The sequence below is a fragment of the Flavobacterium resistens genome (assembly GCF_900182645.1).
Lineage (GTDB): Bacteria > Bacteroidota > Bacteroidia > Flavobacteriales > Flavobacteriaceae > Flavobacterium > Flavobacterium resistens.
On record NZ_FXTA01000002.1, the window covers coordinates 693,405 to 711,585 of the forward strand.

An 18,181-nucleotide genomic window follows, 5' to 3' on the forward strand; every position below is an offset into this window, starting at 1 on the left:
GTTTTGAATAAACAAAACGGGATTTAATTATAAAATTAACAACTAATTACGCCAACATTGTAACTGGGCTTTCGATGTATTGTTTTAATGTTTGTAAGAATTGAGCGCCAGTTGCACCATCAATTGTTCTATGGTCACAAGCTAATGATAACATCATTGTGTTTCCAACTACGATTTGACCGTTTTTAACTACTGGTTTTTCAACAATTGCACCTACAGAAAGGATTGCAGAGTTTGGTTGGTTGATAATTGAATTGAATTCAGTGATACCAAACATACCAAGGTTAGATACTGTAAAAGTACTTCCTTCCATTTCTTGTGGACCAAGCTTTTTGTTTTTAGCTCTTCCGGCAAGATCTCTTACTGATCCACCAATTTGAGATAAACTCATAGCATCTGTAAATCTTAATACAGGAACTACTAATCCGTCTTCAACTGCTACAGCAACACCAATATTTACGTGGTGGTTGATGATAATAGCATCTTCTTTCCAAGTAGAGTTGATTTTTGGGTGTTTTTTCAATGCTAAAGCACAAGCTTTGATTACCATATCGTTGAAAGATACTTTTGTATCTGGAACGCTGTTGATAGCAGCTCTTGCCTGCATTGCTTCGTCCATGCTTACTTCGATCACTAAGTTGTAGTGAGGAGCAGTAAATAAAGATTCTGCAAGACGTTTTGCAATGATTTTACGCATTTGAGAGTTTTTGATCTCTTCTGTGAAAACTTCACCAGCAGGAACAAATACTTTTGGTGCGGCAGGAGCAGCAGTTTCAGCTTTAGGAGCAGTAGAAGTTGCAGCTGCGGCTGGTTGTGCTTGCGCAGATGGAGTAAAGTTCTCAATATCGCTTTTCACGATACGTCCGTTTTCTCCAGAACCTTTAACTTGGTTCAATTGAATTCCTTTATCAGAAGCAATTTTCTTAGCTAAAGGTGAAGCTAAAATTCTTCCGTCTGAAGTATTGTTTACAGCTTCTGGTGCTTTTTCAGCAGCAGGAGCAGATTTTGTTTCTTCATCAGCAGGAGCACTTGCAGTTGCAGCGCCTCCGGCAGTATAATTTTCAGCGATTCCAGAAATGTCAGTTCCTGCAGGCCCGATGATAGCTAATAAACTGTCAACAGGAGCTGTGTTTCCTTCTTGAATTCCGATGTATAATAATGTTCCAGCATTGAATGACTCAAACTCCATAGTAGCTTTGTCTGTTTCAATTTCTGCTAAAATATCTCCTTCTGATACAGCATCACCCACTTTTTTCAACCAAGTTGCTACTGTACCTTCAGTCATTGTATCACTCAAACGTGGCATAGTTACTACTACAACACCTTTTGGTAATTCAGTTGCAGCTTTTGCAGGAGCAGCAGTTTCAGTTTTTGCTTCTGCAGCAGGAGCATCCGCTTTTGGAGCTTCAGCAGCAGGAGCGTCACCACCAGCTAAAAGAGCAGAAATATCTTCTCCTTCTTTACCAATGATTGCTAATAATGAATCAACTGGAGCAGTTTCTCCAGCTTGAATTCCGATATGTAAAAGAGTTCCTTCGTTAAAAGATTCGAACTCCATTGTTGCTTTGTCTGTTTCAATTTCAGCTAAGATATCTCCTTCGCTAATTTTGTCGCCTACTTTTTTTAACCAAGTCGCTACCGTTCCTTCCGTCATAGTATCGCTCAAACGAGGCATTGTTACTTTAATCGCCATGATGTTATAGTTTATGAGGTGTAAATGGATAGTCTTCTTGTGCGTATACTACATCGTATAATTGTTGTAAGTCTGGATATGGAGATTCTTCAGCGAATTTCTGACATTCTTCAACTAAGTCTTTAACTCTTTGGTCAATAACTTCAATTTCTTCTTCTGTAGCATATTTTTGATCCAGGATTACATCAAGAACTTGTGTAATTGGGTCAATTTTTTTGTACTCTTCAACCTCTTCTTTTGAACGGTATAATTGTGCATCAGACATAGAGTGTCCTCTGTAACGGTACGTTTTCATTTCAAGGAAAGTTGGTCCATCTCCGCGACGCGCTCTTTCGATCGCTTCGTGCATTGCTTCAGCAACTTTTACAGGGTTCATTCCGTCAACAGGTCCACAAGGCATTTCGTAACCTAAACCTAATTTCCAGATATCAGTGTGGTTTGCAGTTCTTTCTACAGAAGTTCCCATTGCATAACCGTTGTTTTCAACGATAAATACAACTGGTAATTTCCATAACATAGCCATGTTGAAAGCTTCGTGAAGAGAACCTTGTCTAGCAGCTCCGTCACCAAAGTAAGTCATAGTAACACCACCAGTGTTGAAATATTTATCAGCGAAAGCTAAACCTGCTCCAACTGGAATTTGTCCACCTACGATTCCGTGTCCTCCGTAAAAACGGTGTTCTTTAGAGAAAATATGCATAGAACCTCCCATACCTTTAGAAGTTCCTGTTGCTTTTCCTAAAAGCTCAGCCATTACATTTCTTGGATCAACGCCCATACCAATTGGCTGAACGTGGTTTCTGTAAGCAGTAATCATTTTGTCTTTAGTCAAGTCCATAGCGTGCAATGCACCTGCTAATACAGCTTCTTGACCATTATATAGGTGTAAAAAACCTCTAACTTTTTGTTGAATGTATAACGCTGCAAGTTTGTCTTCAAACTTTCTCCAAAGTAGCATGTCTTCGTACCACTTTAAATATACTTCTTTTGTAACTTCTTTCATCTGAATTCTTTCTTTTGCTAAAGTTTGTTTGTGTTATCAATTGTTGCCTATAACGCAAAATAGTTTCCTCCCACAAATTTGCGCCCGAAAGGTCGGGATGCAAAAATAAGACATTACATTTAAGAACTAAAATTTAATGGCTACTTTTTGGCTTTTTTTTACAAGAACTTTTTGTCGAACATAAAAGGAAGCAAATTTTTCAGGGATGCCGATTTGTAAACTTCGCCTATTTCGCCCATAAAATAGATTTCTATAGGGGTGTCTTGTTTGATTTCGTATTCTGCAATTGATTGGCGGCAAGAACCACAAGGCGGAATAGGAGCAGTGGTTTGATTGGTGTCTGAAGCAGCTGTAATTGCTATTTTTAAGATTTTAGCTTCAGGATAAATACTTCCCGCATGAAAAATCGCCACGCGTTCTGCGCATAATCCTGATGGATATGCTGCATTTTCCTGATTAGAGCCTAAAACTATTTTTCCGTTATCTAATAATAAAGCAGCTCCAACTTTAAATTGCGAATAGGGAGCATAGGCTTTTTTCCGAATTTCCACAGCTTGGGCCATTAAGCTCTGAATTTCTTCTGAAAGTTCTTCAATGCCGCTGTAAACTAAAAAGGATGACGTAATATTTATTTCTTTCATTGTTTTTATGGGAAAAAAAATCCAAATTCCTAAAAATAGAAATTTGGATTGTTATTGTTTTTTTTATTTAGATCGTTTAATATTCTTCGTATTTGTCGCCAAAGTTAAACGTTAAAGAAAAACGAAGCGTGTTTTCTAACGGATTTTTAACTTTTGAAGTTGAGAATAAGTATGAAACGTCAACTTTTACGATGTTGTATTTGAAACCAGCACCTAAAGAAAAGAATTGTCGAGCTCCTTTTTGAGGGCTTTCATGGAAATATCCTGCACGAAATGCAAACGAATCTTGGTACATATATTCTCCGGCAAGACTATAAGTTACTTCTTTTATTTCTTCGCTAAATCCTCCTGGTGCATCTCCAAAGGATTTGAAAATGCCTTGAAACCAACCTATGTCATTGTATTTATTGTATGCAATGGTGTTTGCTTGTTCTTGTGTGGTTTCTCCCGCATCAGTATAATCGCCATCTCCGTTTAAATCTACTGGTGTTCCAGGTCCTGGAGGAGTTGGTACAAGTAGTTTTGTGAATTCAAGACTAACGGCAAACTTATTATAGTCGTCAAGAATAAAGTCAAAACCGCCTCCCAAACGCATATTTGCAGGCAAAAAGTTAGAACTTAAATCGTCATTGTCATAACTGATTTTTGGTCCAATATTCTGAAAATTAAAACCAGCTCTCCATCTTCCGTTGAAATCACTATAAGCAATTTCTTCAGATTGATAAAATCCTGCAACATCTACAGCAAACGATGTTCCTGCAGTTGCATCTACATCTTCTGAGGCAACTCTTAAGTTAGAGCGGATATATCTTGCTCCCACTGCCATTGAAAAGGTTTCGCTTAATTTTTGCGAATAAGATCCGTCTAAAGCAAATTCGTTTGGCGATACGATATTCGGAATTTCATTTGGGTCTCCAGTTTTTCTTAACTCGATATCTCCAAAGCCAAAATAGCGAAAACTTCCTGCAAAGGCGCTTCGGTCACTTATTTTGTTGTAATAAGTTAATTGCCCAAGTGAAATGTCATTGGCTAAATCAGTTAAATAAGGAGTATAACTAATAGAAAGTCCTTGTGCATCTTTGGCAAATGCGTATTTGGCAGGATTCCATTGTTGAGAGAAAACGTCAGATGATGTAGCTACGCCTTGGTCTGCTAAACCTGCGGCTCTTGCATCAGCTGCAACTAATAAAAAAGGAACTCCTGTGGTGATTGGTCGAGTTTCTTGTGCTTTTGCGTATGAAATAATTAAAAGACAAATTAATAAAAGTGATATTTTTTTCATTTATGGGACTAATGTTTTGGGTGGTGCAAATTATATATATTATTATAGAATGACAAGCTTTTCGTACTTTTCTGCTTTTTTATTTGTTAAATTTGATTTTACAGTCAATTTATAAATATAAACTCCTTTACCTATCCGGTCTCCAAAATCGTCTTTCCCGTCCCAAGTAATTTCTCTTGAAAGAAATCCCTCAGTTGTAATAATTCGGTTTGTTGTCCAGACTACTTTTCCTGTAATAGTCATAACCTGTACCTGAACTTCCAGTGGTTCATAAGGCCTATTGTGCGAAAACCAAAACTGTGTGTAGGTTGAAAATGGATTAGGGTAATTAAGAACGTGGGTTAAAGATAATGATTCATCTCCAACTACAATAAATTGTATTTCACTTGTTACAGGGTTATTATAAACATCCCATGCTGTGAAAGTTATAGTGTGCAGTCCAGCTTTTAAATTTCGAAGCGGAAAGCGTAAATTTCCATTTGTATAATCATCTAATTTTGTCTGATAATAATCATTCAAAATGTACGGATTGCTTACGTCTCCGTCTAATACTGCCACTATATCATGCCCAATTCCACTAGCTGTATTGATTCCGTTTTCGTCTTCCAGAAACGCCAAAAGAAAAGGCGATTCATTTGTAATACCACCAGAAACAAATGTTTCATCGTTCATATATAACTTCACTTTTGGACTAATATTGTCCTGAGGTGCATTTTCATTTATGCCTCCTATTTTAATAGTGGTGTTATAACCTGATTGATTTTCCAAAGCCTGATTTTTCTTTGAATAAAAACTGATTCGGCCATAATCGACATTAATTCGAATGTCTCTTGGAACAACAAAGCTAAATTCAAACTGGCCGTTTGTGACTGAAGCGTTGCCTCTGAAAATAGTTTCTCCCAAAGTTTTAAATGACATTGGCGGACTGAATCCATCATTATTAAGAGTCGATGTTGTGATTAATTTGTCAAAAATTGCAGTTGCTAATTCGCCGTTGTAATTGCTCAAAAGAGTATTGTTTTCATCTGTAATTTCTCCTGAAATTTTAATTTTTGAAAGTGATTTTAAATCTGGAATGGTTTGAGAAATCACAACATCATTTACTTTTGTTAAATTAATTTTCGGTTTTGGAATTGCAAGCATAAGCGCTGGATCTCCAATGTAAAATATAACGTTGCTGGATGAGCTCGGGTTTTCATTTTTTGAAATTCGAAGTGCTTCTGCAATAGTGGTGTATTGGTTTGATCCGTAAGAAAGTAAATTTTTGCTTAGGCTGTCATTGAAATTCTCAGCATTAAACTGACCAATTGATCGAATGGTGGTCAACATTGAAATTGCGCCACCTTTTGGATTCCAAAAAGTATATTCTCCCGCTGTTGGTCGGGTTGGGTCATCAAATCTTGAAAATTCGCAGGTGATTGTTATAAATAAAGGATACTTATATTGATTATTCAGATTTTGTCCATCTGATTTTTCCCAAATTCTTTCACTGGCCAATCCATCTTCACCTCCGTGTCCTAAATAATTAAAGACCAAAGCGCCTTTTTCAAAAGCATCAAATAAATCGGTACGGGCTTTAGGATATCTTGATCCGCCCGCAGAAGCTTCCTGAGTATAAGAGTCTAAAATGATTTTATCGATATTAAAAAAAGGTTTTTGAGTTGCAATAACATCTGCGAGGGCATTTTGACGTGATTGAAGCGATGCATCAGAACTTTGATCTGCGTCATCACTCACTAAAACAAAATTATTTCTCCAATTTCCATAAGATTTAGTGTCGTGATATTCTAAAACTTTATTTACCATTTCATTTGCCTGTGTATTGTCAGAAACAAGCATTCTGCCTGTGGCAATGTCAATTCCGCCAAAGAAATTGGTGATGTTTCCTTCGTCAGCATCCATTAATCCGTAGAAATCATCAGAAGCGAAAGAAGCTTCTCCTGTTGTGCTGCTAATTAAGGAATGATATATAGGTACAATATTGGTATTGTTTGAAATTCGATCTTTATAATCATAAGACGCATCTCCAAATAAATTTACGTACTTGATTCTTTTGTCTGGCGAAGAAGCGTTTTCGTAAATATATCGTATACAATTTCTAATCGCGGCAATATCTTGCTTTCCTGATGAAAATTCCTGATAGATGTCTTCTAAAGTAATCACTTTTACATTTAAATTGGAATAGGTGCGACGAAACGCGGCTAATTTTTCAGCTTGAGAGGCAAGAGATTTAGGAGAGATAATTACATAATCAATATCTTGAATACTATTTTGAGCATTTCTAAAAAGTGTTCCTTTTAAATTTTGATTAGCAACTTTTGACTGACTTTCTTTTAAAGGTGTAAAATAATCTGAAGCATCAATGGCGATATATTTTCTGATTTCTCCCAATGAAGCTTTAAAGCTAAAAGTTGCCTGATTTGAATTTTCAATTTTGGAAACATTATAAGGATCTGTGACGTCCCAAACTTGAGATATTCCTGCAGCGTTTCCAATGGTATAATTTGCAATTCCAGGTGTTGAGCCGGCCAGATCATATTGGAATTTGAATTGTTTTCCGGTTCCGAGCAGTTTTCTTTTTGCGATAATATTAATGTAATCAAGATAACCTTTTGATCCTGGTACACCATTATTATTATAGGTAAGTTTTATTTTTACACTTTCGGCGCCTGTAAATGTTGAATTTGCAGGTAATTTTCCAGTATAAAATTTAATGTCGGAACTAGAAACGAGGGAATTGAAGTTAATATTCCCAATATTTTGTCCGTTTGCGCTTATAGCAAAAGATGTCGGAGTAAATGCAGCAGCAGCGCCAACAACTTCTATTTTTGCAGGAACAGAGTTGTCTATGTTCGGAAATGTAAAAGTGAATTCTTGTTCCTGATTGATGTCAAATGATTCTCCAAACCACTGGCGGCCTAAATGAGCTATATTAGTCTGGTCAATTTCGTGGTATTGATAGTCATCAAACGTGTTTAGTTCTAAAGTCGTATTTCCTGAAGGCTGATTTAGAATCGGAACTCTTTTTCCGTCACCGCCAGTCGTTGTGATGTAATAATACGATTTTGAGTCAAATAAATTAAGGTTGGTCTGACTTTCTGAATTCCAGTTTTCGACTCCTTCGGCATAAAAAAGGATATAATCTTCATTGTTAAAGATTCCGTCGCTTTCGCCAATAATCTGTATTGCGTTTTCAGTTAAATCATATGGATAATAAGTACTGTTTGCTAAAGGAAGCATTCGTCCTCCGTTTCCGTATATTTTGATTCTTTTTGGATCTGTTTTGCTTGGATCAAAGCCTAAACTTTGTAAAAACGATTTTGATATTTTATAAACCCCTGATTTTTCTACATAAAAACGATACCAATCTCCTGATGCTAAAACAGAATTAGAAATTACGCTTGATTTTTGAAAAGCAGAAGTGTTGTTGTTTTTTGATGTTGAACCGTTTGAAGAATAGGAAAAAGATCGGATTCTTTTAAAGCCATTTCCATCTTTAAGAATCGGCGAAAGCGAAAGAAAAAGTTGCTTTTGATCTCTTGAAAAAGCAATTTTTAACGTTTCATTTGGTTTTTCAGGAAGGTTTTCCGGATTTAAATCGCCAAGATCATTAGTTGAAATTGTTTCGTAAACAACATTAAAAAGTTGCACAGAATTGTTGGTTCCAGAGCTCGATTGGGAGATGTTAAGCAGCAGTGTTAGGCTTTTTTTAGTAGTATCGTATCGAAAACTGCTTCCGGAAAAATAAGGAACTGTGGTTTTGAAATCACCGAAACTCATTTCTTTTTTACCTTGCCAATCTATTGCGAAGCTCCCATTTATCTGGGAAAATCCAAGGATTGGAACTAAAAAAAAGTATAAGATTAGGGCTTGTTTCATAGGTTAAGAAAACGAAATTGTTAACAAATTATTTTACTAAGTAAAAATATAGTATTTCATGTTATAGTAAATAATAAAAAGTATATTTTTGCGTTCGTAACTATAGGTTATTTTCTGGTAAAAAAACAGCTAAATAAAATTATTAGAACAGATGTTGCTAATTAAATGTTAATTATTATATTGCAACACCTAAATTTATCACCTAAGAATGAGTATGAAAGTAAACAAAATTGTAGTCCTGCAATTAATGATGTCAATGGTATTGATGTTGGGCACGGCTAGTTGTAGCAAAAAATCGAGTTCCTCTCACGCTTCTCGAGCGACAGGTTGGGATGTAGATAGTCAGAATGGAACGGCTGCTAGAAATGCAGGAAAAAAACAACAGGCTGGTCCTGGTTTAGTTTTTGTTGAAGGAGGTACATTTACAATGGGTAAAGTACAGGATGATGTTATGCACGATTGGAATAACACACCAACCCAACAACACGTTCAGTCATTCTACATGGATGAAACCGAAGTTACTAATGGTATGTACTTAGAATACCTAGAGTGGTTGAAAAAAGTTTTCCCTCCAACAGAAGAAAATTACAAAAACATTTACACCGGGGCGTCTCCTGATACATTAGTATGGAGAAATCGTTTAGGATATAACGAAACGATGACTAATAACTATTTAAGACATCCTTCTTATGCTGAATATCCTGTAGTTGGTGTAAACTGGATTCAGGCTGTTGAGTTCAGTAAATGGAGAACAGACCGTGTAAACGAAGCTGTTTTAGAAAAAGACGGATACATTAAAAGAGGTGCTAAAACTAACGATGTTACTGCTGAAAGTTTGTTTAATACTGAGGCTTACTTGGCATCTCCTTCTACACAGTATGGAGGAAGCGAAGAAATTGTATTAAAGAAAAATCCTAACGGAAGAAGACCAAAAGCAGGTAAAGATGGTGTAGTTCCAGAGGCGAAAAACGTATATGCACAACGTTCTTCAGGAGTTATTTTGCCTGAATATAGGCTTCCTACTGAAGCTGAGTGGGAATATGCAGCAGCAGCTGATGTTGGACAAAGAGAATACAATATATATAAAGGACAAAAGAAATATCCTTGGTCTGGAGATTACACTCGTTCAGCTAAACGTAAAAACAGAGGTGATCAATTGGCTAACTTTAAGCAAGGAAACGGAGATTACGGTGGAATTGCTGGATGGTCTGATGACGGAGCTGATATCACTAATAAGGTAAAAAGCTATGCTGCAAATGATTTCGGATTGTATGATATGGCAGGTAACGTTGCAGAATGGGTAGCCGATGTTTACAGACCTATTATTGATAACGAAGCAAATGACTTCAACTACTTTAGAGGTAACCTTTATGCTAAAAATAAAATTGGCAAAGATGGTAAAATTGAAATCGTTTCAACTTCTAACATTAAATATGATACTTTAAGCAACGGTAAAGTTGTAGCAAGAAACCTTCCAGGAGAGATTGCGCAGGTTCCGGTTGATGAGCAAGAAACATACTTAAGACAAAACTTTAGTACAAGCGACAATATCAATTATAGAGATGGTGATAAACAATCTTCTAGATATTTTGACTTCGGAGATTCAGAGTCTGGACCAAAAGCTGATCAAGCAATGTACAACTCGCCTAAACACAATGTTACAACTGACAGTTTAGGAAAAATGATTAGAAAATATGACAGCTCTAGTAAACGTACTACTTTAATCGATGATAAAGTAAGAGTTTACAAAGGAGGTTCTTGGAGAGATAGAGCTTACTGGTTAGATCCAGCTCAAAGAAGATATTTCCCTCAGGATATGGCAACTGACTACATTGGTTTCAGATGTGCAATGTCTAGAGTAGGATCTAAATCTGAAAGAAGAAAATCACCAAGGAATTAAGATTTAGAAATTCCATTATAAAAAAAATTCCAAATTCCAAAAGCTGAATATTCAGTCTGGAATTTGGAATTTTTTTATTGTTTTTTTCTACTTTTATCATCTATTAAAAATAATATAAATGAATATTCAAGACATTCATAATCTGTTTTTGCAATGTAAATCGCTTTCAATTGATACCAGAAAAATTGAAAAAGATTCTATGTTTTTTGCTATTAAAGGAGAAAATTTTGACGCTAATACTTTTGCTGAAGAGGCATTAAAATTAGGTGCGTTATTCGTTGTTATAGACAATGAATCATACTTTATAGACGAAAGAACGATTTTGGTTAAAAACAGTCTGGAGACGCTTCAGGAATTAGCTAAATTTCACCGTTCGTATTTGAAATTGCCTATTGTTGCTTTAACAGGAAGTAACGGAAAAACAACAACGAAAGAGCTTATTAATGCTGTTTTGTCTAAAAAATACAAAACAAAAGCTACAATTGGGAATTTAAACAATCATATTGGTGTTCCATTGACTTTGTTGTCTTTTACAAAAGAAACCGAAATTGGGATTGTAGAAATGGGAGCAAACCATCAAAAAGAAATTGAGTTTTTATGTGAAATCGCACAACCGGATTATGGCTATATTACCAATTTCGGAAAAGCGCACTTAGAAGGTTTTGGTGGAGTAGAAGGAGTTATAAAAGGAAAAAGTGAGATGTATAAATATCTTGCAGAAAATGATAAAGCTGTATTTGTAAATCTTGAAGATCCAATTCAAATTGAAAAATCGGTAGGAATAAATTCGTTTACTTTTGGATTAAATAATAAACAAGCAGATTTAAATATCAAAAAGATTGAAGCAAATCCTTTTGTGGTGATCGATTATGAAAACTTTAGTGTAGAGTCGCATTTAATTGGCTTGTATAATTCGAATAATATAAATGCAGCAGTTTCTATAGGTCATTACTTTAAAGTAACTGATGCGGCAATTAAAGAAGCAATTGAGAATTATATTCCGGAGAATAATAGATCGCAATTATTAAAAAAAGGCTCAAACCAAATTATTCTGGATGCTTATAATGCAAATCCAAGTAGTATGGCTGTTGCTATAGCTAACTTTTTGCAGTTAGATAGTCAGAATAAAGTAATGATTTTAGGTGATATGTTTGAATTAGGTGCTGAAGGTCCACAAGAACATAAAGCGATTGTTGATTCTTTATCTAGTCAGGATAAATCTGTTTGTTATTTAATTGGAAAATCATTCTACGAAAATAAAATTTCAAGTGAGAATCTTCATTTTTATGAAACTTTTGATGATTTTTCGGTCTATTTGAAAACGCTTAAGTTTAATGATAACACCATTTTGATAAAAGGCTCCAGAGGAATGGCTTTGGAACGAACATTAGAATATATTTCATAAAAAAAGCCATCAACCGCGGTTGATGGCTTTTTTCGTTTAGATACTCATTAAGAATCCAATTAGATTCTCTTTTTTATTCAGTCCGAGCTTTTTTCTCAAACGGTATCGCGCTAGTTCGACACCTCCCGTCGAAATATTCATAATTTCGGCAATTTCTTTAGTGGACATGTTCATCAATAAATAAGTTGAAAGATCCAGTTCACGAGGTGAAATAGTTGGATATTTTTCTTTTAGTCGCTTTAAAAATTCAAAATGAACGTTTTTAATGTGTTTTTCTAAATCTTTCCAGCTTTTATCTGTATTTACTTCTTTTACAATGCTTTTGTTGAGTTTGCTTACTTGGAATTTAGTTGAATCATCCAGAGCTTCAACATCAATTTCTTTCAATTTGTGAATAATTCCATTTAAAATTTTGTTCTTTTTTACAACTTGAAGCGAATTGTTTACAAGCTCTTTATCTTTTGCTAAAATTTTAATTTGAAGCTTGTCGTTTTTTAGTTTTTCAATTTCTTTTTCAAGATCGTATTGTTCCTGTCTAATTCTGGATTCTTTTTCTAAGTATAAACGACGTTGTTCGATGGTTTCATAATATTTGTTTTTTCGGATTTTCATTTTAATTCTATCCGAAATCACATAGATGGCGATAATTATTAAAATAAAATAAATCATCAACGCTAAAAAATGTCGGTACCAAGGTGGAGAAACGATAAATGAAATTGTTGATGGTTCTGATTGGATTCCGTAACTATTTCTGACCTTCACATTCATTGTATATTCGCCTTCTCGAAGGTTTGTGTACTCTTTTATAGAAATTGTAGACCAATTGCTCCATTTATCATCGAAAGGCTCCAATTGATAGGAGAATTCGACATTTTCTAGATTCTCATAAGTTGGTGACGAAAAAGTGAAACGCACATGATTGGAAGAATACGGAACTCTGATATTCTCAATTTTGTTCTGATTATTTCCTAAAATAATAGTATCGCCAGGAAAGGAGAAACTACGGATAAAGGCTTTTGGTTTCGTCACAGAATTATTTAGTAATTCAGAATCATAATGTGCCAGTCCATCGGTTAATCCAATAAAAATATTTTTTTTGTCGATTGTGTTGACAGATAAATAGTTGCTTACCAAATTTCCTGTTAGGTTTGAAAAAGGCGCTACAATATTAGTATAGTAGTTGTTTTTTTTCATTAAAACCCCAATAGATTCGTCAAAAGCATACCATAAGTTAGATTGCGAATCTTCACTTAAACTATTAATGACGGGAATGTTTCTAAATAACTTAGATAAGTTTTTATCTTCATAAAATAAATCCTGTTCTTTTGAATATTTATAAAAATGATTATTGGTTTGAAAGTACAGTTGGTCATCAATTTTTTGGATACTTCCGATGTTTTTATATTTTGATGTTAATCGATCGATTTTTTTAATAGATGAAAACCGTTTTAAATCATTGCTTAAAGCCATTCTGTAGATTGATTCATCTTTTTTAAGCCATAAATACGAATCGTCAAGCTCGAAGTTGTTTGAAGATTTATCAAATCCTATTACTTGATTTTTATGCACTAATCCGGCTGGCGTTTTTTGGAAAACAGCAAATCCGTCATAATTAGAGCCAATATAAAATCCAGGATGATTTGGAATCTTCTTAAATCCAAAATATCCCTTTGAATCAATTACATTCGTAACAGCTCCTCCTTTAATCACCAGAGCTCCTCGGTTATTGGAACAAATTAATTCGTTTTCAATTATTTGAACGTTCCAAGATTGTGCTGTTGTTCCTTGAACAAGCTTAAAAGTGTCTTCTTTAAAACTGTTGTTCCACGCGTGATAAAATACCCCCTGATTTGTTGCTACATATAGATTTCCCTGATGAATTACTGAAGCATAAACGGTACTGATGTCATAACTGAAACCGAAATAAGTGAAAGGAGAGCCTTCATTCACAAATGCGAGACCATTATCAAGACCAAGCCAAAGATTGTTTTTGTTGTCTATAAAAGAAGTTAAAACAGTATTGTTTTGAAGACCTTTTTTGCGATTAAGATGCTGAATTATTTTGCCATTATAATCGCAAATTGCAATTCCGTCTAATACCGAATTTAAAACGATGAAGTTATTATTTATTGTTACCCCTCCAAGTGAGTTGTTTTTTTTGACAAAATTATTGGCTTCGGTGTCCCAAGGTTTTACAGTGTTGTTTTCGTAAACGAATAATCCTTTTTCTAAGGTTATAATTAATGTTTTACCTTTTGCTAAATTATACATTCCCCAAATCTCTGTATTGTTTAGGCTTGTAGTATTTGGGAGTGAATAAAGCTTTCCGTTTCTGTATTCTAATATTCCTTTTTCAATGTCTTGAAAATATAGTTTATTATTAACGACAAAAGAAAACTGAAAGCGCTTTGGAGCTTCTAATATAGTAAGCTTGTTGTTTTTAAAAATATAAGCTCTTGCAAATGACTGAAAAATGGTCTGATTTTCAAATGAATGAATCTTCCAGATGAAATCTATTATTTTGATTTTGTTTTTGTCTACTTGCTGCGATAATGATGTGTATTTAAGTCTTCCTTTTTCATTTGGTTTGAAGTACCCAAATTCATTATACCCGCCTACATAAATTTTTCCATCATTTGCAATTTTTAAACATCTTACAGAAGTTAAATTAGGAAGCGGATATTTTCTCCAAGAGGAGCCATCGAACTGTAAAAGCCCATTGTTGTTTGCAAAATATAGGTTTCCGTTCTTGTCCTGTCCTATATTCCAGTTTTGTGTTCCTCCTTTATATTCATTTCGTTTGTAATTTCTTACCTCTGGAAGCCCAATGTTCTTGACTTGGCCAAAAAAAGTTATTGTGAATAATGTAAAAAAAGTAATAATAAAATATGATTTTGTCAATTTCATAAAATTTTTTAGATTTTTTAAATTTTGAATGGTAAATGCTTTGTTTGTAGTGTTTTACAATAGTTTTTCCACTACTATTTCGTTGTAGAAAGCGATATTATTCATAAAAATAAGCAATCTTATACAACTGTAGTGTTTATTTTTATAATTAACATTTTGCTAACATCTTAAATTTAATTTTTAAATTATTATAAATCAAATAAATAAAAAAAAAATGATGTGTTTTTGTAATGTATAAAAAATTGTTTTGATGTGTTTTTGTAGTGAAATTTACTTGTTGATAGTAAAAAAATAACATTATTATTGCATCAAATTACTAATTAATTAACCAAAATTTTTAGAAAAATGAAATTAACAAAATTACTTGTTTTTTGTGTTTCATCTTTGTTATTCTCGGTTATGGCTGTGGCTCAGGATGTCACAGTAAACGGGATGATTAATGATGAAAGTGGGATGCCAGTTCCAGGTGCAACTATTGCATTAAAAGGGTCTAATAAATCAACTGCATCAGATTTTGATGGGAAATTTCAAATCCAAGCTCCCTCAAATGGTGTTTTGACAGTTACTTTTATTGGATACACTACAGTTAGTGAAGCTGTAAATGGCAGATCAAAAATTACAATTCAATTAAAGCCAGAATCTCAATCATTAAATGAAGTTGTGGTGGTTGGATACGGTACTCAAAAGAAATCAGTAGTTACTGGGGCAATCTCTAGTGTAAAAGCTGCAGATCTTGAAAAAGTTCCAAATGGTCGTGTTGAGCAAGCTTTACAAGGTAGAGCAGCAGGTGTTTCTGTAGCTTCAACATCAGGTCAGCCAGGATCTACTGCAAAAGTACGTATTAGAGGTATAACTACTTTTAGAGAAGGTGGTAATGATCCACTTTGGGTAGTTGATGGAATTGTAATTGATGCTGGAGCTACTGGTTTTATTAATCAGTCTGATATTGAGTCTATTGAGGTTCTTAAAGATGCTGCTTCTGCTGCAATTTACGGAACTCGTGCTGCAACAGGAGTTATCTTGGTAACAACTAAAAAAGGTAAATCAGGTAAAATTACTGTAAACTATAATGGTTTTGCTGGAGTTTCTGCACCTTCTAAAAAATTAGATTTATTAAATGCAGAGCAATATGCAACAATAATGAATGAAAAACTAGCTGCTGATGGAAATCCTATCAGATATGCAAATCCTGCTGCCTTAGGAAAAGGTACTGATTGGCAAGATGCTATTTTTAATAATCAAGCATTCAGATACAATCACGAATTAAGTATTAGTGGTGGTGGTGAAAAATCTACTTTTTACGCTTCGTTTGGTATTCAAGACCAAGAAGGTATTGTTACAACAGACATTTCTGGTTATAACAAAAAGAATTTCCGTTTAAACTCGACTCACAAGATTTCGGATTATTTTACGTTTGGACAAACTTTCGGATTTACAAGACAAAAATCACAAAGTTTAGGAAATACTAACAGTGAGTTTGGAGGACCTTTAAGTTCTGCAATTAACTTAGATCCAACAACTCCATTAGTTGTAACAGATCCTGCACTTGCAGCAACAGCTCCATACAATAACCCATTGGCTATTCGTGATGCAAATGGTCATCCTTATGGTATTTCACCATGGGTAGGTCAGGAGATGACAAATCCAATCGCATATACTCAAACAAGATTAGGCGGTTATAACTGGTCTGATGATTTAGTTGGTAATGCTTATATGGAAGCTAATATAACAAGTCATTTGAAATTCAGAACGACTCTTGGAGGAAAAATTTCTTACTGGGGAAGCCAAGGTTTCACACCTTCATTTTTCTTAAGCAATAACGTTAATTCGGCGAGAAATAATTACACGCAAAACAATGAGAAAACATTTGCATGGACACTTCAAAACACACTTAACTATTCGAATAAATTCGGAGATCACAATGTAAATATTTTACTTGGACAGGAAGCTTTATCTGAAAACATTGGTGGTGCAATAGGTACTACAATGTATGGTTTACCAATTACAAATTATCGTGATGCATCTTTTAGTTTTGATGTACCTCAAACAGATAGAATAAGCTGGTCTAGTGACAAAGATGTTCATAAATTAGCTTCTTTGTTTGCACGTGCAAACTATGATTACAAAGAAAAATATCTTTTTACTGGTATTGTTCGTCGTGATGGTTCTAACCGTTTTGGAGAAAATAAAAAGTGGGGAGTTTTCCCTTCATTCTCAGTAGGATGGGTAATTTCAAAAGAAGGATTCTGGAAAGAAAACGAATCAGTAAATAGTTTGAAATTACGCGGTGGCTACGGAGTTGTAGGAAATGATAATATTGATCCTTATAAATATCTTCCTGTTGTTGTTGGAGGATACAACTATACTATTGGAAATTCAGGTAACATTACAACAGGTTATGCTAACTCAACTTTACCAAATCCAGATTTAGGATGGGAAGAGACTTCTCAGGCAACTGTTGGTCTTGATGCAAGATTATTTAACGATTTCAATTTAACATTAGATTACTTTAAAAAGAAAACTAGCGGAATCTTAAGAGATGTTGTAATTCCTGGTTATGTTGGTGTAGCTGAATCGCCTTCTGCTAACATTGCTGATATGAACAATAGTGGTTTTGAAATTTCATTAAACTATAAAAAGAAACTTGGAGATTTTAATTTAGGTATTACTGGAAACTTCGCTACCTTGAAAAATGAGGTGACTTATATTAACACAAATACTGATTTCATTAATGGAGATGCAAGTTTTCAATCAATGGGACCTGTTACAAGAATACAAGTTGGACACTCTTTCAATGAGTTCTATGGTATGAAAACTAATGGAATTTTCCAAAATGAAGCAGAAGTTGCAGCATACAAAAATTCAGCTGGTGCTTTACTTCAGCCAAATGCTAAACCAGGGGATTTCCGTTGGGTTGATGTTGATGGAGATGGTGTAATTGATCGTAACAAGGATAAAGAATTTTTAGGAACAAATATTCCTAAATCTACATTTGGACTTACTGTAAATCTTGATTACAAAAACTTCGATTTCATGGCTTTCGCTCAAGGTTCTGCAGGAAGCAAAATTTTCCAAGGATTAAGAAGATTAGATATATTGAATGCTAACTATCAAACAACTGCTTTAGGCCGTTGGACAGGTGAAGGTACATCAAATGATTATCCAAGATTGACTAATAGTGACCCTAATGGAAACTTTAGTTCAATGTCAGACTTCTATCTTGAAAGCGGTAATTATGTGCGTTTGAAAATTGTTCAATTAGGATATACTTTACCATTGACAATATCATCTAATGTTGGAGCTGATAAAATTCGTTTTTACTTAAATGGTGAAAATCTTATCACATTTACTAAATACACAGGTTACGATCCAGAAATTGGAGGACAAGTTTTCGGTGTAGATAAAGGAGTTTATCCACAAGCAAGAACGATAATGTTCGGAGTTAACGTTCAATTTTAATAAATATTAGCA

Annotated in this window: 9 protein-coding genes; 3 read left to right on the forward strand and 6 right to left on the reverse strand. The window is 34.4% G+C overall.

Annotation, left to right across the window (positions count from 1 at the left end):
* Positions 1–46 precede the first annotated feature (46 nt).
* The 5 genes from FN795_RS09070 to porU all read right to left on the reverse strand — a co-directional run bounded on the left by FN795_RS09070 (position 47) and on the right by porU (position 8,498).
* Positions 47–1,693 (reverse strand): pyruvate dehydrogenase complex dihydrolipoamide acetyltransferase, encoded by a 1,647-nt coding sequence (locus FN795_RS09070; RefSeq protein ID WP_142450313.1) that lies wholly within the window; start codon positions 1,691–1,693, stop codon positions 47–49.
* 4 nt (positions 1,694–1,697) lie between these two features.
* A complete protein-coding gene (gene pdhA, locus FN795_RS09075) occupies positions 1,698–2,696 on the reverse strand; it encodes a pyruvate dehydrogenase (acetyl-transferring) E1 component subunit alpha (protein WP_035645485.1) in 999 nt (332 codons plus the stop codon).
* 158 nt (positions 2,697–2,854) lie between these two features.
* The gene (gene cdd / locus FN795_RS09080) at positions 2,855–3,337 is read right to left on the reverse strand and encodes a cytidine deaminase (RefSeq protein WP_142450314.1); all 483 of its coding nucleotides are present in this window, start codon (positions 3,335–3,337) and stop codon (positions 2,855–2,857) included.
* 76 nt (positions 3,338–3,413) lie between these two features.
* Positions 3,414–4,619, reverse strand: coding sequence for a type IX secretion system outer membrane channel protein PorV (porV, locus tag FN795_RS09085; protein WP_142450315.1), 1,206 nt, complete (start codon positions 4,617–4,619; stop codon positions 3,414–3,416).
* A gap of 42 nt (positions 4,620–4,661) precedes the next feature.
* The gene (gene porU, locus FN795_RS09090) at positions 4,662–8,498 is read right to left on the reverse strand and encodes a type IX secretion system sortase PorU (RefSeq protein ID WP_142450316.1); all 3,837 of its coding nucleotides are present in this window, start codon (positions 8,496–8,498) and stop codon (positions 4,662–4,664) included.
* Between the two features lie 214 nt (positions 8,499–8,712).
* On the opposite strand from porU, the gene gldJ reads away from it, so the two are divergent.
* Complete coding sequence (gldJ, locus tag FN795_RS09095) at positions 8,713–10,398, forward strand: gliding motility lipoprotein GldJ (protein ID WP_142450720.1); 1,686 nt, start codon at positions 8,713–8,715, stop codon at positions 10,396–10,398.
* A 118-nt stretch (positions 10,399–10,516) separates the two neighbouring features.
* Positions 10,517–11,803, forward strand: coding sequence for a UDP-N-acetylmuramoyl-tripeptide--D-alanyl-D-alanine ligase (locus FN795_RS09100; protein WP_142450317.1), 1,287 nt, complete (start codon positions 10,517–10,519; stop codon positions 11,801–11,803).
* A gap of 36 nt (positions 11,804–11,839) precedes the next feature.
* Here FN795_RS09100 and FN795_RS09105 read toward each other — a convergent pair whose 3' ends face one another.
* Positions 11,840–14,710 carry a helix-turn-helix and ligand-binding sensor domain-containing protein gene (locus tag FN795_RS09105; RefSeq protein ID WP_142450318.1) on the reverse strand — a complete coding sequence of 957 codons (2,871 nt, stop codon included), beginning with the start codon at positions 14,708–14,710 and terminating at the stop codon, positions 11,840–11,842.
* A 345-nt stretch (positions 14,711–15,055) separates the two neighbouring features.
* Here FN795_RS09105 and FN795_RS09110 point away from each other — a divergent pair, with 345 nt between their 5' ends.
* Complete coding sequence (locus FN795_RS09110) at positions 15,056–18,169, forward strand: SusC/RagA family TonB-linked outer membrane protein (RefSeq protein WP_142450319.1); 3,114 nt, start codon at positions 15,056–15,058, stop codon at positions 18,167–18,169.
* Positions 18,170–18,181: the final 12 nt, after the last annotated feature.